The organism is Streptomyces sp. NPDC091376 (genome assembly GCF_044757085.1).
Lineage (GTDB): Bacteria > Actinomycetota > Actinomycetes > Streptomycetales > Streptomycetaceae > Streptomyces > Streptomyces pratisoli.
This window is the reverse complement of record NZ_JBIVUF010000007.1, coordinates 328457-350836: the sequence shown is the minus strand read 5'-3', so window position 1 is coordinate 350836 and position 22380 is coordinate 328457. Positions and strand designations below refer to the sequence as shown.

Annotated in this window: 19 protein-coding genes; 4 read left to right on the top strand and 15 right to left on the bottom strand. The window is 71.1% G+C overall.

What is annotated here, in order from left to right; translation table 11 throughout:
* Positions 1-361: 361 nt before the first annotated feature.
* The 3 genes from pyk to pta form a co-directional block, all read right to left on the bottom strand.
* Positions 362-1792, bottom strand: a complete 1431-nt coding sequence (pyk, locus tag ACIQMR_RS17955) for a pyruvate kinase (protein WP_401387617.1) — start codon at positions 1790-1792, stop codon at positions 362-364.
* Positions 1793-1889: 97 nt separating this feature from the next.
* Entirely contained in the window at positions 1890-3131 is a 1242-nt protein-coding gene (locus ACIQMR_RS17950) for an acetate kinase (protein ID WP_401387614.1), read from the bottom strand.
* Positions 3128-5209, bottom strand: a complete 2082-nt coding sequence (gene pta, locus ACIQMR_RS17945; RefSeq protein WP_401387611.1) for a phosphate acetyltransferase — start codon at positions 5207-5209, stop codon at positions 3128-3130. Before pta ends, ACIQMR_RS17950 begins: the two co-directional genes overlap by 4 nt.
* A 245-nt stretch (positions 5210-5454) precedes the next feature.
* Between pta and ACIQMR_RS17940 the strand changes: the two genes are divergently transcribed.
* Complete coding sequence (locus ACIQMR_RS17940) at positions 5455-6480, top strand: ATP-dependent 6-phosphofructokinase (RefSeq protein WP_266383413.1); 1026 nt, start codon at positions 5455-5457, stop codon at positions 6478-6480.
* 110 nt (positions 6481-6590) lie between these two features.
* Here the strand turns inward: ACIQMR_RS17940 and ACIQMR_RS17935 are convergent, their stop codons facing one another.
* The 7 genes from ACIQMR_RS17935 to ACIQMR_RS17905 form a co-directional block, all read right to left on the bottom strand.
* Positions 6591-7250, bottom strand: coding sequence for an HAD family acid phosphatase (locus ACIQMR_RS17935; RefSeq protein ID WP_401387608.1), 660 nt, complete (start codon positions 7248-7250; stop codon positions 6591-6593).
* 165 nt (positions 7251-7415) lie between these two features.
* Complete coding sequence (locus ACIQMR_RS17930) at positions 7416-8024, bottom strand: XRE family transcriptional regulator (protein ID WP_401387903.1); 609 nt, start codon at positions 8022-8024, stop codon at positions 7416-7418.
* 143 nt (positions 8025-8167) lie between these two features.
* Positions 8168-9028 (bottom strand): carbohydrate ABC transporter permease, encoded by an 861-nt coding sequence (locus tag ACIQMR_RS17925; protein ID WP_401387605.1) that lies wholly within the window; start codon positions 9026-9028, stop codon positions 8168-8170.
* Positions 9028-9909, bottom strand: a complete 882-nt coding sequence (locus ACIQMR_RS17920; RefSeq protein ID WP_401387602.1) for a carbohydrate ABC transporter permease — start codon at positions 9907-9909, stop codon at positions 9028-9030. The genes ACIQMR_RS17925 and ACIQMR_RS17920 overlap by 1 nt, the downstream gene beginning before the upstream one ends.
* Positions 9906-11273 (bottom strand): extracellular solute-binding protein, encoded by a 1368-nt coding sequence (locus ACIQMR_RS17915; protein ID WP_401387599.1) that lies wholly within the window; start codon positions 11271-11273, stop codon positions 9906-9908. Before ACIQMR_RS17915 ends, ACIQMR_RS17920 begins: the two co-directional genes overlap by 4 nt.
* Before the next feature lie 200 nt (positions 11274-11473).
* Positions 11474-12163, bottom strand: coding sequence for a response regulator (locus ACIQMR_RS17910; RefSeq protein WP_266383425.1), 690 nt, complete (start codon positions 12161-12163; stop codon positions 11474-11476).
* The gene (locus ACIQMR_RS17905; protein ID WP_401387597.1) at positions 12160-14133 is read right to left on the bottom strand and encodes an ATP-binding protein; all 1974 of its coding nucleotides are present in this window, start codon (positions 14131-14133) and stop codon (positions 12160-12162) included. The genes ACIQMR_RS17910 and ACIQMR_RS17905 overlap by 4 nt, the downstream gene beginning before the upstream one ends.
* Positions 14134-14260: 127 nt before the next feature.
* Here ACIQMR_RS17905 and ACIQMR_RS17900 point away from each other — a divergent pair, with 127 nt between their 5' ends.
* Entirely contained in the window at positions 14261-15640 is a 1380-nt protein-coding gene (locus ACIQMR_RS17900) for a cation:dicarboxylate symporter family transporter (protein ID WP_401387594.1), read from the top strand.
* 151 nt (positions 15641-15791) lie between these two features.
* On the opposite strand, the gene ACIQMR_RS17895 is transcribed toward ACIQMR_RS17900, so the two are convergent.
* A complete protein-coding gene (locus ACIQMR_RS17895; RefSeq protein WP_401387592.1) occupies positions 15792-16325 on the bottom strand; it encodes a PaaI family thioesterase in 534 nt (177 codons plus the stop codon).
* Positions 16326-16396: 71 nt separating this feature from the next.
* On the opposite strand from ACIQMR_RS17895, the gene ACIQMR_RS17890 reads away from it, so the two are divergent.
* Together ACIQMR_RS17890 and ACIQMR_RS17885 are read left to right on the top strand one after the other, a co-directional pair.
* Positions 16397-17359 (top strand): GlxA family transcriptional regulator, encoded by a 963-nt coding sequence (locus ACIQMR_RS17890; RefSeq protein ID WP_401387589.1) that lies wholly within the window; start codon positions 16397-16399, stop codon positions 17357-17359.
* A gap of 127 nt (positions 17360-17486) precedes the next feature.
* On the top strand, positions 17487-17807 hold the full coding sequence (locus tag ACIQMR_RS17885; protein ID WP_401387586.1) for a GYD domain-containing protein: 321 nt from the start codon (positions 17487-17489) through the stop codon (positions 17805-17807).
* An 87-nt stretch (positions 17808-17894) separates the two neighbouring features.
* Here ACIQMR_RS17885 and ACIQMR_RS17880 read toward each other — a convergent pair whose 3' ends face one another.
* From ACIQMR_RS17880 to ACIQMR_RS17865, 4 genes are all read right to left on the bottom strand, one after another.
* Positions 17895-18839 (bottom strand): DUF1996 domain-containing protein, encoded by a 945-nt coding sequence (locus ACIQMR_RS17880; RefSeq protein WP_401387583.1) that lies wholly within the window; start codon positions 18837-18839, stop codon positions 17895-17897.
* Positions 18840-18855: 16 nt separating this feature from the next.
* Positions 18856-20319, bottom strand: a complete 1464-nt coding sequence (locus tag ACIQMR_RS17875; protein WP_401387581.1) for a glycoside hydrolase family 16 protein — start codon at positions 20317-20319, stop codon at positions 18856-18858.
* A 228-nt stretch (positions 20320-20547) separates the two neighbouring features.
* On the bottom strand, positions 20548-21429 hold the full coding sequence (locus tag ACIQMR_RS17870; RefSeq protein ID WP_401387578.1) for an aldo/keto reductase: 882 nt from the start codon (positions 21427-21429) through the stop codon (positions 20548-20550).
* The gene (locus ACIQMR_RS17865) at positions 21429-22367 is read right to left on the bottom strand and encodes an NAD-dependent epimerase/dehydratase family protein (protein WP_401387575.1); all 939 of its coding nucleotides are present in this window, start codon (positions 22365-22367) and stop codon (positions 21429-21431) included. The genes ACIQMR_RS17870 and ACIQMR_RS17865 overlap by 1 nt, the downstream gene beginning before the upstream one ends.
* Positions 22368-22380 lie beyond the last annotated feature (13 nt).

Below are 22380 nucleotides of genomic sequence, written 5' to 3'. Positions count from 1 at the left end.
GGCGCGGCCCACAGCTTTGTCCACGGAGGTCAGTCGCCGCCGGAGTACCCGGTGGAATCGGGGCACGTCAGCTGACCGTCGCGCGGCGCCACCCCCGGACCTTCCGACACTCGCGCCTCATCCCGTACAGCGCCGCCGGACCCTTCCCGGCGCCTCGGGCCAGCGGTCCGCCGACCTGCCGCGTGCTCCCGCTCGCGGCATACGGGCACGGGGACGGCTCAGTTGTGGTAGCGGGCCTTGATGACCAGCGCTTCGGGGTGCGTATCCAGCCGCCCGGGGCGCGTGCGGGTGACCCAAGCGGCTGTGGGCCGCACCCCCTCACCGGGGTGCGGCCCACAGCCGTACGAGCGGTCGAGCGGCGTCAGTCGTGCTTGCCGCCGCCCAGGTGGTGCACCCGCACCATGTTCGTGGTGCCCGGGACGCCGGGAGGGGATCCCGCCGTGATGATCATGGTGTCGCCCTCGTTGAAGCGCTGGAGCTTCAGCAGGGCCGCGTCGACGAAGTCGACCATCGCGTCCGTGGTCTCCACGAAGGGGGCGATGAAGGGCTCCACGCCCCAGCTCAGGGTGAGCTGATTGCGGGTCGACTCCTCCGTCGTGAAGGCCACGATGGGCGGCTGGGCCCGGTAGCGGGAGAGACGGCGGGCCGTGTCGCCGGACTGGGTGAAGGCGACCAGGGCGCGGCCGCCGAGGAAGTCGGCGATCTCGCAGGCCGCGCGGGCGACGGAGCCGCCCTGGGTGCGCGGCTTCTTGCCGGGGACGAGGGGCTGGAGGCCCTTGGAGAGGAGCTCCTCCTCCGCCGCCGTGACGATCTTGGACATCGTCTTGACCGTCTCGATCGGGTACGCGCCCACCGAGGACTCCGCCGACAGCATGACCGCGTCGGCGCCGTCCAGGATCGCGTTGGCGACGTCGGACGCCTCGGCGCGGGTCGGGCGGGAGTTGGTGATCATCGACTCCATCATCTGAGTCGCGACGATCACCGGCTTGGCGTTGCGGCGGCACAGCTCGATGAGCCGCTTCTGCACCATCGGGACCCGCTCCAGCGGGTACTCGACGGCAAGGTCGCCGCGCGCCACCATCACGCCGTCGAAGGCCATGACGACGTCCGCCATGTTCTCCACGGCCTGCGGCTTCTCCACCTTGGCGATGACGGGGACCCGGCGGCCCTCCTCGTCCATCACCTTGTGGACGTCCTTGACGTCGCTCGCGTCGCGCACGAAGGACAGGGCGACGAGATCGCAGCCCATCCGCAGCGCGAAGCGCAGGTCCTCGACGTCCTTCTCGGAGAGGGCCGGGACGTTCACCGCCGCGCCGGGCAGGTTGATGCCCTTGTGGTCGGAGATGACACCGCCCTCGATGACGACCGTCTTCACGTGCGGGCCGGCGACCTCGACGACCCGCAGCTCGACGTTGCCGTCGTTGATCAGGACCTGGTCGCCCTTGGAGACGTCGCCGGGCAGGCCCTTGTACGTCGTACCGCAGACGGACTTGTCTCCGGCGACGTCCTCGGTGGTGATCGTGAACTCGTCACCGCGGACCAGCTCGACCGGGCCCTCGGCGAAGGTCTCCAGACGGATCTTCGGGCCCTGGAGGTCGGCGAGCACGCCCACGGGGCGGCCGGTCTCCGCCACCGCCCTGCGGAGACGGTCGTACCGCTCCTGGTGCTCTGCCTGGGTTCCGTGGCTCATGTTGAATCGGGCCACGTTCATGCCGGCCTCGATGAGCGCTTTCAGCTGCTCGTAGGAGTCGACGGCGGGGCCCAGTGTGCAGACGATTTTGGAACGGCGCATGAGGCGGATCCTATCGGTTTGTTTCTACGCGGAATATTCCGTCTGGTGGAATGTACAAATGGGCGCTCGGCCGCTCAGGCGTGGCCTGCCGGGCCGCTCAGGCACCGGCCGGCCGGCCCGCGTCGTCCGGCCCCGCGTCGACCAGGGCGAACGTCTGCCGGGCGATCTCCAGTTCCTCGTCGGTCGGCACCACCGCGACCGCCACCCGCGCGTAGTCGGGCGAGACGATCCGCGGCTCGTCCGACCGTACGGCGTTGAGGTCCGTGTCCACCACAAGACCGAGCTCCTCCAGACCGGCGACGGCCGCTTCCCGCACGGGAGCCGCGTTCTCGCCCACGCCCGCAGTGAACACCACCGCGTCCACGCGCCCGAGAACCGCGTAGTAAGCGCCGATGTACTTCTTGAGCCGGTGGACGTAGATCTCGAAGGCGAGCCGCGCGCGCTCGTCGCCCTCGTCGATCCGCCGCCGGATCTCCCGCATGTCGTTGTCGCCGCACAGTCCGACCAGACCGCTCTTCTTGTTCAGCAGGACGTCGACATCATCCTCGGACATCCCGGCGACCCGCTTGAGGTGGAAGGTCACCGCCGGGTCGATGTCACCGGAACGGGTCCCCATGACCAGGCCCTCCAAGGGGGTCAGCCCCATCGAGGTGTCCACGCAGCGGCCGCCCGCGACCGCCGACGCGGACGCCCCGTTGCCCAGGTGCAGCACGATGACGTTGAGGTCCTTTGGCGCCCTGCCCAGCAGCTCGGCCGCCTTGCGCGACACATACGCGTGCGAGGTGCCGTGGAAGCCGTAGCGGCGGATGCGGTGCGCGTCCGCGGTCTCGACGTCGATCGCGTACCGGGCCGCGTACTCCGGCATCGTCGTGTGGAACGCCGTGTCGAAGACCGCGACCTGGGGCAGGTCGGGGCGCAGGGCCTGGGCCGTGCGGATGCCGGTGATGTTGGCCGGGTTGTGCAGCGGCGCCACCGGCACCAGGCGCTCGATCTCCGCCATCACCTCCTCGGTGATCACGGTCGGGGCCGTGAACTTCAGGCCGCCGTGCACCACCCGGTGGCCGATCGCCGCCAGCTCGGGGGAGTCCAGGCCGAGCCCGTCGTGCGTCAGCTCCTCGGCGACGGCCTTCAGCGCGGCGGCGTGGTCCGCGATCGGGCCCGTACGCTCCCGCTTCCCGCCCCCGTCGCCGGCCGGCGGGTTGTGCACCAGCCGGGACGTCTCCTCGCCGATCCGCTCGACCAGGCCGACGGCCAGCCGGGAGCCGTCGCGCATGTCGAGCAGTTGGTACTTCACCGACGAGGAGCCGGAGTTGAGGACGAGGACGCGCGAGGCGGTCATACGGGGAGCTCCTGAACCTGGGACTGGATCGCGGTGATCGCGACCGTGTTGACGATGTCGCTGACCAGCGCGCCCCGCGACAGGTCGTTGACCGGCTTGCGCAGACCCTGCAGCACCGGTCCCACGGCCACCGCGCCGGCCGAGCGCTGCACCGCCTTGTAGGTGTTGTTGCCGGTGTTGAGGTCCGGGAAGATCAGGACCGTCGCCTGGCCCGCCACCTCGGACTCCGGCAGCTTGGTCGCGGCGACGGACGGCTCGACCGCCGCGTCGTACTGGATCGGGCCCTCGATACTCAGCTCCGGGTGGCGCTCACGCACCAGCTTGGTCGCCTCGCGCACCTTGTCCACGTCCGCGCCCGAGCCGGACGTCCCGGTGGAGTACGACAGCATCGCGATCCGCGGCTCGACGCCGAAGCGGGCCGCCGTCGCCGCCGACTGGACCGCGATGTCCGCGAGCTGCTCGGCGTCCGGGTCCGGGTTGACCGCGCAGTCGCCGTACACGAGCACCTTGTCGGCGAGGCACATGAAGAAGACGGAGGAGACGATCGAGGCCCCCGGAGTGGTCTTGATGATCTCGAAGGCCGGGCGGATCGTCGCGGCGGTGGAGTGGACGGAGCCGGAGACCATGCCGTCCGCGAGGCCCTGCGAGACCATCAGGGTGCCGAAGTAGTTGACGTCCGAGACGACGTCGTGCGCCAGCTCCACGGTCACGCCCTTGTGGGCGCGCAGCCCCGCGTACAGCTCGGCGAACTCCTCGCGGAGCTCGGAGGTGGCCGGGTCGATCAGCTGCACCTGGGAGAGATCGATGCCGAGGTCCGCGGCCTTCTTGCGGATGACGTCGGTGTCGCCGAGGAGGGTCAGGTCGCAGACGCCTCGCCGCAGCAGGACGTCGGCCGCGCGCAGCACGCGCTCCTCGGTGCCCTCGGGCAGCACGACGCGGCGGCGCTGGGAACGGGCCTGCTCCAGCAGGTCGTGCTCGAACATCATCGGGGTGACCCGGCCGGTACGGGCCACCTCGAGCCGGGCGAGCAGCCCCGCCGTGTCGACGTGGCGCTCGAACAGGCCGAGCGCGGTCTCCGCCTTGCGCGGCGTCCCGGCGCTCAACTTGCCTTCGAGCGCGAAGAGTTCGGCCGCGGTGGGGAAGGAGCCGCCGGGCACCGAGAGCACGGGTGTGCCCGGCGCCAGCCTGGCGGCCAGCGTGAGGATCGAGTCGGCCGGGCGCTCGTCGAGGGTGAGCAGCAGGCCCGCGATGGGCGGGGTGCCCGCGGAGTGCGCGGCGAGCGAGCCGACCACCAGGTCGGCGCGGTCGCCGGGGGTGACGACCATGCAGCCGGGGGTCAGGGCCTTCAGCAGGTTCGGCAGCATCGCGCCGCCGAAGACGAAGTCGAGCGCGTCCCGGGCGAGCCCGGAATCGTCCCCGAGCAGCACGGTGGCCCCCAGGGCCTGGGTGACCTGCGCGACCGTGGGCGCGGCGAGCGCAGGCTCGTCGGGCAGCACGTAGCAGGGGACGGGGACGCGGGCCGCGAGCCGTTCGGCGATCGCCTGGCGGTCCTCCGGGGCCACCCGGTTCACGGCCATCGCGAGGATGTCGCAGCCCAGCACCTCGTAGGCGCGGTGGGCGTTGCGGGCCTCCGCCCGCACCGACTCCGCCGTGTGGCCCTTGCCGCCCACCACGGGTATGACCGAGGCGCCGAACTCGTTGGCCAGCCGGGCGTTCAGCGCCAGCTCGTCGGGGAGTTGGGTGGCGTGGAAGTCCGTGCCGAGGACGAGGACGACCTCGTAGTCGCGTGCGACCTGGTGGAAGCGGTCGACCAGCTGGGACACCAGTTCGTCGGTGCCCTTCTCGGCCTGCAGCGCGGCGGCCTCGTAGTAGTCCATGCCGTACACGGACGCCGGGTCCTGGGAGAGCCGGTAGCGCACACGCAGTAGGTCGAACATGCGATCGGGTCCGTCGTGCACGAGTGGGCGGAAGACCCCCACCCGGTCCACCTGGCGCGTCAGGAGCTCCATGACCCCCAGCTCCACCACCTGGCGACCGTCTCCGCGATCGATCCCGGTCACGTACACGCTCCGCGTCACGCGTGCTCTCCTGTCCTGCTCATCGGCGAGTGTCCTGCTGAACTGCGAGCTCATGTGTGCACTCATGCGCTCGAAATAACTCGATAGGGTGGCATTGCCCTCTTGACAATACCTCTGCGGGTGGGTAGGGCGCCCGCCATGCGAAGCCGGACCGGCGGAGGGTCCGGACCGGCGAGGTCCGGACCGGGCGTGTGAGAATCGAGAAGGGCTCACAGGTAACGCTAGCGAGCAGGAGACACAGCACGATGCGCATCGGAATTCTCACCGCAGGCGGTGACTGCCCCGGCCTGAACGCAGTGATCCGGTCGGTCGTGCACCGTGCCATGACCGGCCACGGGGATGAAGTCATCGGCTTCGAGGACGGGTTCAAGGGGCTGCTCGACGGCCACTACCGGCCCCTGGACCTCAACGCGGTGAGCGGCATCCTCGCCCGCGGCGGCACGATCCTCGGCTCGGCCCGCCTGGAGCGCTCCCGGCTGCGCGAAGCCGCCGAGAACTCGGGGGAGTTGGCACGCCGGTACGGCCTCGACGCGCTCATCCCGATCGGCGGCGAGGGCACGCTGACCGCCGCCCGGATGCTGGCGGACGCCGGGATGCCCGTCGTCGGCGTACCGAAGACCATCGACAACGACATCTCCTCCACCGACCGCACCTTCGGCTTCGACACCGCCGTCACCGTCGCCACCGAGGCCATCGACCGGCTCAAGACCACGGCCGAGTCCCACCAGCGGGTCATGGTCGTGGAGGTGATGGGCCGGCACGCCGGCTGGATCGCGCTGGAGTCCGGCATGGCGGGCGGCGCCCACGGCATCTGCCTGCCCGAGCGGCCCTTCCACGTCGAGGACCTGGTGAAGATGGTCGAGGAGCGCTTCTCGCGCGGCAAGAAGTTCGCGGTCATCTGCGTCGCCGAGGGCGCACATCCGGCCGAGGGCTCCATGGAGTACAAGAAGGGCGAGATCGACCAGTACGGTCACGAGCGCTTCACGGGTATCGGCACCCGGCTCGCCGGGGAGCTGGAGCGCCGCCTCGGCAAGGAGGCCCGCCCCGTCATCCTCGGCCATGTGCAGCGCGGCGGCGTCCCGACCGCGTACGACCGGGTGCTCGCGAACCGCTTCGGCTGGCACGCGGTGGAGGCCGTGCACCGCGGCGAGTTCGGCATGATGACCGCGCTGCGTGGTACGGAGGTGGCCATGGTCCCCCTCGCGGAGGCGGTCACCCGGCTGAAGACCGTGCCCGAGGACCGGATGCACGAGGCCGAGTCGGTCTTCTGACCCCGGCATCCCGGACCCGGGAGCCCGGGGCCGGGACGTGGTGCACCGTCCGCCGGTCGCGGCCGTGAGGCGGCCGGACCGGCGGACGGGCGGGTTCGCGCGGGAACGCGTCAGGACAGCTTGCCGTCGTAGTCCGGCAGCTTGAACGTGCGCTCGGCGTGACCGCCGACCAGGTCGCTGGACCTGTTGCCGACGTTCGCGATGATCGTGTAGCCCTTGGCCTCGATCTCCGCGCGCTTACCGGTCTTGTACGCGCTGACCTCCTCGAACAGATCGGGAATGCTGCGCACGTACAGCCCGTCGACCGGGTAGCCGGCCTTGTGGAGGTTGTACGAGGTCAGCGACTCGATGATGCCGGGCCGGGCCGTGACGAAGAAGATGTCCACGCCACGGGAGTCGGCGTAGCGTGCGAGGTCCAGCACCTGCTTGACCGCGGGGGTCGGGTACTCCCAGAAGTAGTGGAAGTCCGTCTCCAGCGAGGTGTTGTCGATGTCCAGCACCATCGCCAGCCGCTTGCCGGACGCGTCGGCCGTGCGCTGCTCGATGTACGGCCGTGCGGTGGCGACGACGGCCGAGACATCGCGCTGCCAGGTCGCGTAGTCGACGCCGCCGAGCGCGGCGAAGGTGGCGCCGGCCCGCTGCACCGCGGGAGTGGGTGCGGGTGCCGTCGTGGGTGCGGTCGCGGCCGTGGCGGTGGCCGTCATCGAGGCGGTGAGGGCCACCGCGGCGAACGAGACCGCGGCGCGGGAGGTCCATCTGCGTACATGCATGGGGGGTTCACTCCTGAGGAGGTCCGGTGGACGCCTTGTCGGGCACGGAGTGCCGAAAGGGCCTTGGCATGTTCGCGTTCAACAATGGACGGAATGCGGCGTTCCCTCTACCCCCGGGTAACTACGTTGTTTCGGAAGGGAGTAGGCGCTTCGCCGGCCACGGGCTCAGCCGGGAGCCAGTATCCAGAACTGGTGCACGATCCGGTCGAGGAACTCCTTGCCCGACTCGCCGGAGCTCTCCGAGGCGCCCCAGCTGGAAGTGGCCGCCATACGGGCGTGGTAGTCGGCGTGCAGCTGTTGCAGGACGCCCTCCAGCCGGCGCTTCGGCATCGGCAGAATCTTCGCCACCGGGCGTACGTACGCCTGCCAGCGGGTCGTCGCCGCGCTGCGGAGCAGATCCGCCAGCTCCTCGTTGCGGCCGGTCGCCGTCAGCAGCTCGCGCGGGGACAGGGCCAGGGCCTGGGCGAGCGCCGCGGTCTGGCGTTCGTTGCCGCGCCAGTGGTTCGTGTCCTCCATGCGCCGGTACGCGGCGGAGTCCAGGCCGATGCGGCGCGCCAGGTCGTCGGGGCTCAGTGCGCGGGCCATCCGGTGCTCGCGCAGGCTCTGGGGTGCGCCGAGCAGTTCGGCGGGGGAGCACCACAGCACCCCGGCGAGCGCGGTCAGTTCCTGGGAGTCCGGCGCCAGGAGGCCCCGTTCCCAGGCGACCACGACGTCCGGGGATATCTGGAGGCCGTACTGCGCCTGGAGTCCGTAGGCGACATGCCCGGGTGCCATCCCCAGGGCCTCGCGCAGGCGGCGGGCGGCGGGGGCGTTGAAGGGCGGGGTGGAGTGCACGCGCACACCGTAGGAGCGGACAGTCACTGCTGGCTACGGTGGGTTTACCCAAAGCCCGGAACTCGTAGGAAACTCCAGAGTGATCATCCCTTGACCGAGCCGCCGAGCGTGAAGCCGCCGCCGAGCCGCCGGGCGATCAGCACGTACAGCACCAGCACCGGCAGCGAGTAGAGGATCGAGAACGCCGCCAGCTGGCCGTAGACCACCGAGCCGTAGTTGCCGAACAGGGTGAAGACGGAGACGGACGCGGGAAGCTGCTCGGGGGAGAGCAGCAGCATGAAGGGGACGAAGAAGTTTCCCCAGAGCATGATGAACGTGTAGATCATCACCACCGTGACCCCCGGGCCCATCAGGGGCAGCACCACCCGGGTCAGGGTCTGCGTCATCGACGCTCCGTCGGTCCACGCCGCCTCCTCCAGCACGAGCGGGACGCCGTCCATGAAGTTCTTCATCAGCCAGATGGCGAACGGAAGCTGGGAGGTCGCGAGGAACAGCGCCGTCCCGTGCATCGTGTCGATCAGCTCCACCTGGACGAACAGGCCGTACACCGGAACCATCACCGCCGTGATCGGCAGACAGGTCGTGAAGAGGATCGTCAGCAGGAACGGCCGGTTGAAGCGGGACCGGTAGCGGGAGAGCGGATACGCCGCCAGCGCCGCGCAGACGACCGTGACGACGGTCGCACCGCCGCACAGCAGCAGACTGTTGAGCATCGGCGTGAAGGTGATCTCGTCGGTGAGTACGGCGTCGAAGTGCTCGGCCGTGACCGAGCCGGGCAGGCGTACCCGCAGATCGGCGTCCGCGTTCACCGACGCCAGCACCAGCCAGAGCAGCGGAAGCGCGAAGCCCGCCGCGGTGAGCAGCAGCGCGGCGTCGGCGGCGAGGCGGGCCTTCGTACGACGGTGCACCGGCCCCCGTGCCCGGCCGCGCATCGGACCCCGCATCAGACCTCCACCTTCAGCAGCCGCAGGTACACGACCGAGAACAGCGAGCCGACCAGGAGCAGCAGCAGCGCCACCGCCGTCCCGTACCCGATCAGACTCTTCAGGAACGCCTGGTCGTACATGAACACCGGCAGGGTCTGGCTGCGATTGCCGGGCCCGCCGCGGGTCATCGCCCAGATGAGACCGAAGACGGACAGCGTGGAGAGCGTGTTGAGCATCAGCGTCGTCCCGATGGAACGGCGGATCATCGGCAGCGTGATGTACCGCAGCCGGCGGACGCCCCCGGCGCCGTCGACCTCGGCGGCCTCGGTGACGTCCCGCGGGACCTCGGCGAGCGCGGCCGAGTAGATCAGCATCGAGAACGCGGTGCCGCGCCAGACGTTGGCGAACGACACCGCGAGGACCGGGAGGGTGAACAGCCAGTTCTGGGACGGCAGATGCAGCCAGTCCAGCACGGCGTTGAGCGTGCCCTCGCGACGGAAGAACGCGTACAGCAGGAACGCCGCGACGATCTCCGGCAGCACCCAGGCCGTGATGACGAGCGCGCCCGTGAGCGTACGCACCGGCCGGGACGCGGCCCGCATCAGCCCGGCCAGCGCCAGCCCCAGCGTGTTCTGCCCGAGGACCGCCGAGACCACGGTGAAGACCAGCGTCAGCCACACCGCGTTGCGGAAGTCCTCGTCGGCGAAGGCGCGGCGGAAGTTGTCCAGGCCGACGAAGTGCGAACCGGACGCCCCGGTCAGCTGGGTGTCGGTGAACGCGATCCACACGCAGTAGCCGATCGGCCCGGCGAGGAACAGCAGCAGGAGCAGCGTGGCGGGGGTCAGCGGCACCCACCGCCACGCCCGGGCTCCGCGAGAGTCCCGGCTGTCCCGGCTCACTTCTCCACGACCGCGCCGTCGGCGATGGTCCGCAGCTGTTCATCGTAGGCCTTCGCCGCGGCCGCCGGAGAGGCGTCACCGGTCGTCACCTTCTCCATCGCCTCCCCGATGGCCGTGGACACCTGGGGATAGACGGGCAGCGCGGGCCGGTAGTGCGTGTACGGGACGAGCTGGGTGAAGAACCTGATGCCGGGCATGGACGACAGATAGCGCGGGTCCGCGGCCACGTCCTTGCGCACCGCGATCTGGGCGCCCACGACGTCCCACCGCACCGCGTTCTCCCGCGACTGCAGCGTCTTGAGGAACTCCCAGGCCAGATCCGGGTTGTTCGCCTTCTGCGGGATCGCCCACGTCCAGCCGCCGGACATGGACACCTTGCCGGGAGCCTGGCCGTGCTGCGTCGGCATCGGTGCCTGTGCCAGGTCCTTCTCCCAGGCCGGCCACTCCTTGGGGCCCTTGTTGATCCAGTTCTGGCCCATCCAGGAGCCGTCGAGGGAGATGGCGAGCTTGCCCTCGGGGAAGAACTCGGTCGCGACACGGGTGCCGACGTTCGGGTCGAGCGCGTCCGAGACGTCCGGGCCGAGCTTCTCCCCGTACACGGTCCGCACGAATCCGAGTGCGTCCTGGAAGCCCTTGCCGCCCGCGACCCACTTCTTGGCCGCCGGGTCGTACAGCGGGTCCGCGCCCGTGCCGTACAGCAGCATCTCGAAGCCCTGCATCACGGCCGCCTCGCCTGGGCCCTTGCCGGTGTAGACGTTGAGCGGGATGACGCCGGGGACCTCGCGCTTGACGGTGCGGGCGGCGTCGAGGACCTCGTTCCAGTTCCCGGGCCGCCAGTCGGCGGGCAGGCCCGCCTTGGCGAAGATCTCCTTGTTGTACCAGAGGCCACGGGTGTCCGTGCCGTCCGGGACGCCGTACGTCTTGCCGTCCTCGGCCTTCGCGGCCGCGCGGGCCGTGTCGACGAACTGGTCCCAGGTGTCCCACTTCGCGAGGTAGTCGTCGAGGGGCTTCAAGTACCCGGCCTTGATGTCGGAGTTGATGCGGAAGGTGTCCTCGTAGACCAGGTCGGGGGCGGTCTTCGGGGAGCGCATCATCTGCTGCGCCTTGGTGGCGTAGTCGTTGTCGGGGGCCTGGACGGGGATCAGCTTGACCGTCTTGCCGGGGTGGGCCTTCTCGAACTCCTTCTTCACGGACTCCAGGAAGGCGTCCTTGAAGCGGATGTTGTTGTCGGTCGAGCGGTTGTAGACCACCTCGACGGTGTTCGTGTCGCCCGCGCCGGAGCCGCCACCGCAGGCGGTGAGGACGAGCCCGAGGGCGAGGGCGAGTACGGGAGGGGCGAGGGTCGGTGGAGCGGTGGGGCGCACGGGCACGACCTCCTCTGTCAGCCGTGGGGGCTGCCCGGTGACCGTAGGTCCGGCCCTGAATCAAGGTCAATGCCCGTGCACGAAAGGGCTTTCGGCCGATGGCCCGGCGGTACGGTTCCGGGGGTCGCGTGGTGCGGTGGCCGCGTGGTGCGGCGGTACGGCTCCGGTGGTCGCGTGGGGCGGTCGGCCGACGGGCCGGCTCAGCGGGCCGAGCGGATCCAGCGGTACTGGAGCTCCGGGCGGCCGATCTGGCCGTACTGAGGGCTGCGGGCGGCGCGGCCCTCGGTGACCAGGTGTTCCAGATAGCGGCGCGCGGTGATGCGCGAGATACCGACCGACGCGGCCGCCTCGGCCGCGGTGAGGCCGGCCTCGGTGTCCCGCAGGGTGCGGGTCACGGCCTCCAGCGTGGGCGCGCTGAGGCCCTTCGGGAGCGTGGTGGGCTGAGGGGTTCGCAGCGTCGCGAGCGCCCGGTCCACCTCGTCCTGACCGGACGCCTCGCCCGCGGTGGCGCGGAACTCGGCGTACCGGTCGAGCCGGTCGCGGAGCGTGGCGAAGGTGAACGGCTTCAGCACGTACTGGACCACGCCGAGGGACACGCCCTCGCGGACGATGGCCAGATCGCGCGCGGACGTCACGGCGATCACGTCGGCGGAGTGCCCGGCGGCACGCAGGGAGCGCAGCAGTTGCAGCCCGTGCCCGTCGGGCAGATACAGGTCGAGCAGGATCAGCTCGACGGGTGTGCGCTCCAGCACCCGGTACGCCTCCGCCCGTGAATGGGCGACCCCGGCGACGGTGAACCCGGGCATGCGCCGGACGTACAGGGCGTGCGCGTCGGCGGCGACGGGATCGTCCTCGACGACGAGTACGCGGATGGCGGCGGGTGCGGTCATGCGCTCACCTCCGCCGCTCCGAGCGGCAGTCGTACCGTGAACTCCGCGCCGCCATGAGGGCCCTGCGCCACCTCGACCGTGCCCCGGCCCCGGTGCGCGGCCTGCCGCACCAGCGCGAGCCCCAGCCCCCGGCCGGGTCCCCTGGTCGACCAGCCCCGCTCGAACACGGCCTCCACGTCGCCGGAACGCACCCCGGGGCCGGAGTCGCTGACGCGCAGGACGAGTTCGCCGTCGTCGGTGCGGGCGGTGACGACGACTCGGGGGTGGCGGTGCGCGGACCCCGCCCCCTGCGCCGGTGCCCCTTCGCCGGGCGGCGCCTCGCGGGCATGCGGAACGGCTGTCGCGGCCGGCCGGCCGTGGGGCCTCACCCCGCCTTCCCTCGCGGGGAGTCGGCCGGTTCCGGGTCCGGCGTGTCCGTGCGGGGTCCGCAGCGGGTCCGGCTCCGTGTCCGCGGTCCGGGATCCGCGGGCCACCGGGACGGTGACCGGCTGCGGGTCTGCAGGTGTGGGTGGGGCGGCGTCGGCCGGGACTGCGGATGCCGGGGACACCGGGTCCGCAGGGCCGGGCGCGGCAGGCCCGGTGTGGCCGGCCGGAAGGCCGAGGGCGCCGGGCACCCCGGGGCGCGGAGCCGTAGGGCCGTCAGTGGCCGGGGACATGGACGACGCCTCGACCGCGTTGTCGATGAGGTTGCCGAGCACGGTGACCAGATCGCGCGGCGGCAGCCACGGCGGCAGGACCCCGTCGTCGATGCGGCTGTCGTCGGTCAGGACCAGTTCGACGCCGCTCTCGTTGGCCTGGGCCGCCTTGCCCAGCAGCAGCGCCGCCAGCACCGGCTCGCCGACCGCGCTGACCACACGGTCCGTGAGGACCTGGGCCAGTTCGAGCTCGGCCGTGGCGAACTCGACCGCCTCGTCCGCGCGGCCCAGCTCGATCAGGGAGACCACGGTGTGCAGCCGGTTCGCGGCCTCGTGGGCCTGGGCGCGCAGCGCCTGGGTGAAGCCACGCTCGGAGTCGAGCTCGCCGGTGAGCGCCTGGAGTTCGGTGTGGTCCCGCAGGGTCACGACCGTGCCCCGGCGCTCGCCGCCGACCACCGGCTGGGTGGACACGACCAGCACCCGGTCCGCGGTCAGATGCAGCTCGTCGACCCGCGCCTCACTCGCCAGCAGCACCCCCGTCAGCCCGGGCGGCAGGCCCAGTTCGCCGGCGCTCCGGCCCACCACGTCCGCGTCCAGCCCGAGCAACTCGCGTGCGCCGTCGTTGATCAGGGCGATGCGCCGCCGCCCGTCCAGCATCAGCAGCCCTTCACGTACCGCGTGCAACGTGGCCTCGTGGTAGTCGTGCATCCGGCTCAGCTCCGACGCGTTCATCCCGTGCGTGTGCCGGCGCAGCCGTGCGTTGATCACGTACGTGCCGACGCCGCCCAGCGCCAGGGCCACCCCCGCCATCCCCAGCAGCGCGGTGACCTGCTCCCGCACCTGCTCGCTGATCCTGTCGATGGTGATCCCCGAGCTCACGAGCGCGACGACCCGGCCGTCCTCACGCACCGGTGCCACCGTCCGTACCGAGCGGCCCAGCACCCCCATGTGCGTCTCGGAGAACGTACGCCCGCGCAGCGCCTCGTCGATGTGCCCCAGATACGTACGGCCGATCTCGCCCGGCTCCGGATGCGTCCACCGTGTGCCGTCCGGAGCCATGATCACCACGAAGTTGACGCCCGAGTCCTTCCGCAGTCGCTCGGCGTAGGGCTGCAGCACCGCGGTCGGATCGGGTGACCGCACGGCGGCCACCACCGACGGCGAGTCCGCCACCGCGGTCGCGGTGGCGGTCACCTGCCGGCGGGCGGTTTCCTCGGCCTGCTCACGATCGGTGAGATAGGCGAAGAACGCACACCCCGCCACGATCGCGGCGACCAGGACCACCTGCATCGCGAAGAGCTGGCCGGCGAGGCTCCGTGGGCGGGGTATGTGCATGGGTCAAGTCTGCCTGGCTGATTTCGTGTGAACGAAACGCACGCAAGGGTGACCGGAGTCACAGGCTGCTGAATAGTCACCGGCATCCACCGGGACGTGGATGCTCATCAGCCGAGGAGGAATCCCCGTGGCAAGCGAAGCCGCACCAGCAGCCGCAAGGCGGGACCGCACCCATTATCTGTATCTCGCCGTCATCGGTGCCGTCGTCCTCGGCATCATCGTGGGCTTCGCGGCCCCCGGAGTCGCCGTCGAGCTCAAGCCGATCGGCACCGGGTTCGTCAACCTGATCAAGATGATGATCTCCCCGATCATCTTCTGCACGATCGTGCTCGGCGTCGGCTCGGTCCGCAAGGCCGCCAAGGTCGGCGCCGTCGGCGGCCTCGCCCTCGGCTACTTCCTGGTCATGTCGACCGTGGCGCTCGCCATCGGGCTGCTCGTGGGCAACCTCCTGGAGCCGGGCGCCGGGCTGGACCTCACGGAGGCGGCAAGGGCCGCCGGCGAGAAGCAGGCGGCGGGCGCGAGCGAGAGCACCGTCGACTTCCTCCTCGGGATCATCCCGACGACGCTGGTCTCCGCCTTCACCGAGGGCGAGGTGCTCCAGACGCTGCTCGTGGCCCTGCTCGCGGGCTTCGCGCTGCAGGCCATGGGCACGGCGGGTGAGCCGATCCTGCGCGGTATCGGGCACATCCAGAAGCTCGTCTTCCGCATCCTCGCGATGATCATGTGGGCGGCGCCCGTCGGTGCCTTCGGCGCGATCGCGGCGGTGGTCGGCGAGACCGGTGTCGACGCGCTGAAGTCGCTCGCGGTGATCATGATCGGCTTCTACATCACCTGCGCGCTCTTCGTGGTCCTGGTGCTCGGCGCACTGCTGCGGCTCGTCGCCGGCATGAACCTGTTCGCGCTGCTGAAGTACCTCGGCCGGGAGTTCCTGCTGATCCTCTCCACCTCGTCGTCCGAGTCCGCCCTGCCGCGGCTCATCGCCAAGATGGAGCACCTGGGCGTCTCGAAGCCCGTCGTCGGCATCACCGTCCCGACCGGCTACTCGTTCAACCTCGACGGCACCGCGATCTACCTGACGATGGGCTCGATCTTCGTCGCCGAGGCGATGGGCACCCCGCTCTCGATCAGCGAGCAGATCTCGCTGCTCGTCTTCATGGTCATCGCGTCCAAGGGCGCGGCGGGCGTCACCGGAGCGGGTCTGGCGACCCTCGCCGGCGGCCTCCAGTCGCACAAGCCCGCGCTGGTCGACGGCGTCGGTCTGATCGTCGGCATCGACCGGTTCATGAGCGAGGCCAGGGCCCTCACCAACTTCGCGGGCAACGCCGTCGCCACGGTCCTCGTCGGCACCTGGACGAAGGAGATCGACAAGGAGCGGGCTGCCGAGGTCCTCGCCGGGCACATCCCCTTCGACGAGAAGACCCTCGTCGACGACCATGCCCCGGCCGCCCACGCCGACGTACCGGAACAGCGGGACGGGGCCGTCGCCGAGCCGGCCGTCAAGGTCTGAGCACCTCGACACCCCCACCGGGAACCCCGGGCACCCCGTCCGGAACCCCGGACACCCCCGGAATCCCGGACACCCCCGTCCGGGAATCCCGGACACCTCGTCCCACGACACCCTCAGGGGCCCCGGCACCACGCCGGGGCCCCTGCCCGTGTCAGCCGGCGGGGAAGGAGAACACCGCACACGTCGTCGACCCGTGCGCGTACAGCTTCCCGTCCTCGATCCCCACCACCCGCGCCTCGGCCGTCGCCGTGGACCGCCCGACGTGCAGCGCCGTGCCCGAGACCCGCAGCGGCGGGGTGTCCGCGAAGACCGGGCGGATCAGATGCAGTCCCAGCTGGGTCGTGGTGTACGTGGAGCCCGCGGGCAGCCGGCTCATCACCGCCGAGCCGAGCGCCGCGTCCATCACCGACGCCAGATAGCCGCCGTGCACGCTGCCCATCGGGTTGTAGAGGTGCTCGCCGTGCTCGGTCTCGAAGACCGCGAGGCCGTCCCCGACCTCGACGAACCGGAACCCGAGCGTGCTCATGATGGGCGCGGAGGGGAAGCGGCCGTCGATCCCGGCCTGCAGGATTTCCCGCCCGGTCATCCCGAGGATGTCGGCCGTCGGCCGCACCGGCGCGCCCCAGGTGTGCGTACGGGACCGGGTGTCCCGGAGGGCTTCTTCACTGCTGATGTCCATGCTCATACGGAGAATCCAAGCCCGGCGCAGTTCGCCGGGGGAGTGTCGGATCCGACGTCGTTGATACGATTCCCGACATGAAGGTGGCCGTACTCGCGCTCGACGGAGTGTTCGGCTCCGGGCTCTCCGCGATCCTCGACGTCCTGCACACGGCGAACGCCCTGCGCGGTGAGCTGCCTCAGCCCCCTCCCGAGTGGGAGATCCACACCGTCGGATTCCGCCGCCGGGTCACCACCGGTGTGGGCCACACCGTGCACACCGAGCCGGCCGGCTCGGTCGCCGACGCGGATCTGCTCGTCGTCCCCGCCACCACGGAGCGCCGCCCCGACGCCCTGCTCGCCTACGTCTCCGCAGACACGACCCGGCCCGCGCGCGGGCTGCTCACCGAGGTCCGGTCCGCGGGCACACCGGTCGCCTCCGCCTGCACGGGCACGTTCCTGCTCGCCGAGTCCGGGGTGCTCGACGGACGGCGGGCGACGACGAGTTGGTGGCTGTCTCCCGTGTTCCGGGCCCGCTACCCGGCCGTCGGCCTCGACGAGACCTCGATGGTGACCGTCTCCGGCGGCATCACCACCGCCGGAGCCGCCTTCGCGCACCTGGACCTCGCCCTGTCCGTGGTCCGCGCCGCCAGCCCGGCCCTCGCCGAACTCGTCTCCCGCTATCTCGTCGTGGACGACCGGCCCTCCCAGGCCGCGTACGCCATCCCCGCCGCGCTCGCCCAGAGCGACCCGACCGTCTCGGCCTTCGAACGCTGGGCCCGCGAGCACCTCCACGAGCCGCTCGTCGTCTCCGAGGCGGCACGTGCGCTGGGCATCAGCGAACGCACCCTGCAACGTGTCGTGTCCAGAACGCTGGGCACCACCCCGGTCCGCTTCGTCCAGGATCTGCGGGTCGAGCAGGCGAGCCATCTGCTGCGGACCACGACCCTGCCCCTCCCCGTCATCGCCCGCCGCGTCGGCTACGAGAACCCGGGCACCCTGCGGCTGCTGCTCCGTACCCGCGCGGGCACGACGGCGACCAGCCTGCGCGGCCGGGCCTGAAGCCCGGCGGGCCCGCCCCCGCCCGGAGTGCCCCGTCCCCGCCCGGACCCCTTCGGATGGCCCGAACCCGGGAGCTGCCCAAGGGTGGATCCCGGACGGATCCCAGGCGATCGAACGGGAGAGGCACATGCCGAAGTACCTGATCCAGGCCAGCTACAGCGCCGAGGGCACCAAGGGCCTGCTCGCCGAGGGCGGCTCGGGCCGCAAGGAGGCCGTGGAGCGGACCCTCGCGTCGTGCGGCGGCACCCTCGAATGGATGTACTTCGCCTTCGGCGACGACGACCTGTACGTCGTCGCCGACATGCCCGACGACGTCTCCATGGCCGCCACATCGATCGCGGTACGTGCCACGGGGGCGATCCGCTCCAGGGCCGTACCCCTGCTCAGCCCGGCGGACATCGACGCGGCCACCAGGAAGGCCGTCGACTTCCGGGCCCCGGGCGCCTGACCGTCCGGAGCGTCACGCCGAGCGGAATGCCGTACGGCATGCCGACGCCGCCGGGACACCCGTCCCGGCGGCGCGGCACTCCTGGGCTCACTGCTCGATCGGACGCCCGTCCGTACCGCACACGTAGCCCGCGACGACGCAGTCCCGCACCCGGCGCTCCAGCTCCGCCTGGTCCCAGGCGTTGAAGAAGTCCCCGTGGAAGGTGTAGCCGGGGGCGTCGGTCACATTCACCCCGTCCCGGGTGCCGGCGAGGGTGAGCCCGCCGCCCTGAACCGGCCAGGTGATCAGCAGCTCCAGCCGGGGCACGACCACGGGGTGACTGGACGGGCACGTCTGGCCGGTCGCGTACGCCATGTGGTCACGATGGTTGGCGCTGTCCAGGTTCTTCCCGTCCCAGCAGGTGGGGAAGTCCAGATAGTTCTCCAGCTTGGTGCCGGCCGGGCAGTTCATGAAGTCCCGGCTCGACTCGGGCCGGCCGACGCAGGACCAGCGCGCGGCCGGATTCTGGTCGGGCGAGGTGGCGAGGGCGTTGCCGACGACGTACCGCAGTCCGCGCGGGTGGGCGACGGCACGCGTCCGGTCGGTGATGCCCTGGTAGTAGACGGTGACCCGCTCGGGGGCCACGGGCACTCCGTTCTGGTAGAGGGTGGGCGTCCAGTAGGAGGAAAGGTCGGTCTGCGGGGTGCAGTTGGTGGTGCCCGCGCTCAGCGACTGGAGCGTCGAGGAGGCGTTCGCCGTCCTGTTCCCGTAGAACTCGTGGATGTGGGAGCGGCCCGCCTGGCCGGGGAAGACGATCGGGTCGTCGCCCTGCCGGTGGCTGGAGAAGCAGTCGGCGCGGAACTCGCTCCCTCGCAGCGGGGCCGCGGCCTGGGCGGTGATCGCCGCCGCCTGGGCCTTGGTGTACGTGTAGGCGTGGGCCTTGTGGTTCGTCCGGCCGTGGCCCGCGCCGCCGTGGTCGTTCCCGGTCGCGCATCCGGCCGTCGTCAGGAAGAGCGCGGCCGCCGCGCCCGCGAGCAGTCTGCGGATCAGCATGTCCGTCGTCCTCCCGTCAGCCGAACGGGATGCGGACGAGGGACTGGTTGCCGATGCCCAGGGTGCTGGCGCCGTTGCCGATGGCGTTCCACACCTCGATGCGCACCTTGCCGTTCGTCAGGTTCCCGTGCGTACCGGTGGCGGACTGCAGCCCTCTGGCCTGTGTGTAGTGCTCGTAGCCCGGCGCGGGATCGGTGGCGAAGTAGTGGTACGTCTCGGTGCGGTCCCAGGTCCCGTCTCCCGTGCGGTCGTAACTCACCCTGACCTGCTGGCCGTTGGCGACGGTCGTGCCCGCGTCCACGAAGAGGTCGAACTGGGTCGAGCCGCCGTTGTACGCCCTGGTGATCGGGCCGGAGGTGAACACCTGAGGACTGTGCGGGCTGCCGTCGTGGTTCGCGCCCCCGGCCGAGGCGAGCGCGACGGTGGAGCCTGCGCCGGTCGCGTCACCGGCGGCGCCGCTGCCCCGCAGGTACAGCTGGGAGGAGCCGGACGGGGGCGGGTCGGTCGGGTCCGGCGGGGTCGTGCTGCCGCCCCGGGTCCACACGCCGACGTAGTCGACCAGCATGGGGCGCCCGGGGACGGTCGCGGCCGTCGGGGTCTTCCCGGCCAGCGCGTCCGGGAAGGCACCGCCGATCGCGACGTTGAGCAGGAGGAAGTAGCCCGCGTGCTCGGTCATGTTGGCCCAGGTGCCCGCGTCCACCCGGTTCTGGTCCACGCTGTGGAAGAGCTGGTCGTCCACGTACCAGCGCAGCGCGTTGGGCGAGGCTGAGCGGTCCCACTCGAAGCGGTACGTGTGGAACGCCGACTGGCAGCTGGCGCCGGGGCAGGTGCGGCTGGCGCCGAGGCCCGTCGTCTCGTTGCACGGCCCGCCGGGGTTCACCCCGCAGTGGAGCACGCCCCAGACGGAGTTGATGCCGTTGACGTTCTCCATGATGTCGAACTCGCCGATGCCGGGCCAGTTCCAGTAGTTGCCCCGGTACGGCGCGCCGAGCGCCCAGAACGCGGGCCAGTAGCCGAGTGCCGCGTCACCGGTCACATTGGGCATCTGGATGCGGCCCTCGATACGGAGTGTGCCGCCGGCCGGGGCCTTGAAGTCGGCGCGGCGGGTCTCGATCCGGGCGGAGGTCCAGTTCCCGGCGCCGTCGCGGAGCGGGGTGATGCGGAGATTGCCGTTGCCGTCGAGGCTGAGGTTGTCGGGACTGGACGTGTAGTTCTGGATCTCGCCGGTGCCCCAGTTGCCGGGGCCGCCGGGGTAGCCGTGACCGGTGTCGATCTGCCAGTCGGCGGAGGACGGCAGGGACCGGTCAGGCCCGGTGAAGTCGTCGCTCCACTGCAGGTTCCAGCCGGGTGCGGGCGGTACGTCCCCGCGCGCGGTCCCGGCGCCGCCGACGGCGAGGAAGCCGGTGAGGGCGACCACGGCGGCGAGGACGGCGGTGAGGGCGGGGAATCGCGAGAGTCTGCTGATGCGGCTCGTGCTCAAGGAAGACCTCCGGAGGGGGGTGGTGCCGGAGTGGGGGCTGAGAGCGCTCTCAGAGAGTTTTTGTAGATGGAGACAGGGCAGCCGTCAATGCCTTGCGTGCCTTAACTTCCCGAACGCACAAGCCGGTTGGCGACACGGGCGTGGCCCGTACGCTGTGCCGGGCACCCCCTCGACCGCGTCCCGCCGCGCCGGGCAGCCGTGCTGCCGCCCGGTACCTCTCCCGCCGCGTCACGCCGCGTCGAGCAGCCGGACCTCCTCGTCGCTGAGCACGATCGCGGCCGCGGCGGCCGAGTCCCGTACCGACTCCGGTCTGCTCGCCCCCGGGATCGGGATCACCACGGGTGATCGCGCCAGCAGCCAGGCGAGCGCCACCTGCTGGGGGCTCACCCCCCGCTCCCTGGCCACCCGGTGGAAGCCCGCGAATGCCGGCTGCACGGCCTGCCCCGACCTTCCGTCAAGCGAGCTGCGCGAGATCCCGCCGAGCGGACTCCACGGCAGGAACGCCAGTCCCAGTCGGGCGCAGAGCCGAAGCTCCCGCTCGCTGTCCCGCACGGCGGGCGAGTAGCGGTTCTGCACCGACACCAGCCGCTCGCCGAGGATCTCGCGAGCCTGGCCGATCTGCGCCGCGTCGGCGTTGGAGATTCCGGCGAGCCGGATGGTGCCCTCGTCGAGCAGCTCACGGACGGCGCCCAGCGAATCGGCGTACGGCACCGCGGGATCGGGCTTGTGCAGCTGGTACAGCCCGATCGCCTCGACGCCCAGCCGCCGGGCGGACTCCCGCGCGGCACGCTTGAGATGGCGGGGGTCGCCGTTCACGGACCAGCCGCCGGCGGCGGTGCGTCCCCTGCCGCCCTTGGTGGCGACGAGGACGTCGCCGGTATCGCCGCCGTACGCTGCGAGCGCGCGGGCGACCAGCAGTTCACCGGAGCCCGGCTCGCCGTTCGGCGGATGATACGAGTCGGCCGTGTCGATCAGCGTCACCCCGGCGTCGAGGGCGGCGTGGACCGTCGCGACGGCGCGTGCCTCGTCCGGGTGGCCCTCGATGGACAGCGGCATGGCGCCGAGGCCTATCGCGCCGACCCGTACGCCTCCGATCGTGCGGTGGTGCATCACCGTTCGTCCTCTCCGTCCCGCGTCGCGCGCACGGTCTCGGCGACCGCCTGCGCCAGCCAGTCCGAGGTGTGTCGGAAGGCGAAACCGAGCCGCTCGGCGCGGGAATTGTCCATTCCGTAGGAGCGGGTGAAGGAGAACGGCGAGGTCTCACCGGCCTCGACCTCATGGAACACGGCCTTTCCTCCCACTTCCCTTTCGATCGCGGCGCAGATGTCCGACGTGGTGAGGGGACCATGGGAATGGGCGTTGACCGGGCCGGTGAAATCCTGGACCGCCGTCCAGGCGAGGAAGTCGGCGATCTCCTCGACGTACACATACGTCGCGGGCTGGTTCCCGACCGGCACGAGCACGGGTTCGCCGGACCGGATCCGCCGCGCGTAGTGATCGAGGCGCCCGGTGAAGTCGTCGTCCCCGCCCAGCACATGAGCCACGCGCACCGCCACGTGGGAAAGCGCCGGGTCCTGGGCGAAGACCGCTTCGGCCTGCCGCTTTCCCTCTCCGTAGTGCGCGTCGAGGAAGTCCGGGTCGTCCCAGGGCAGGGTGGTGTCCACCGGCACGGTACGCGGATCGACGGCCTCCTCGCGGACCGGCAGCGGCGAGTGCTCGTGCTCGTACACCTCGACCGTCGACGTCATGACATAGCGCCGGGTGCGCGGTCCGAACACGCGGCGGGCGATCTCCGCCTGGCGCGGTGTGTAGCAGACCTGGTCGATGACGACGTCGAAAGTGCGGGATGCCAGCGCGGCATTCAGGGAATCCTCGTCATCACGGTCGGCCAGGAGATGAGTGACACCCGCGGGCGGTCTCGACGAACCTCGATTGACGACCGTCACCCGGTGTCCGCTCCGCAGCAGCCGAGATATCAGCCGTCGGCCGAAATAGCGGTTCCCGCCGATGACGCATATCCCGAGCTCCCCGCCCTTGTCGCTGCCCATTACCGTTTCCCTT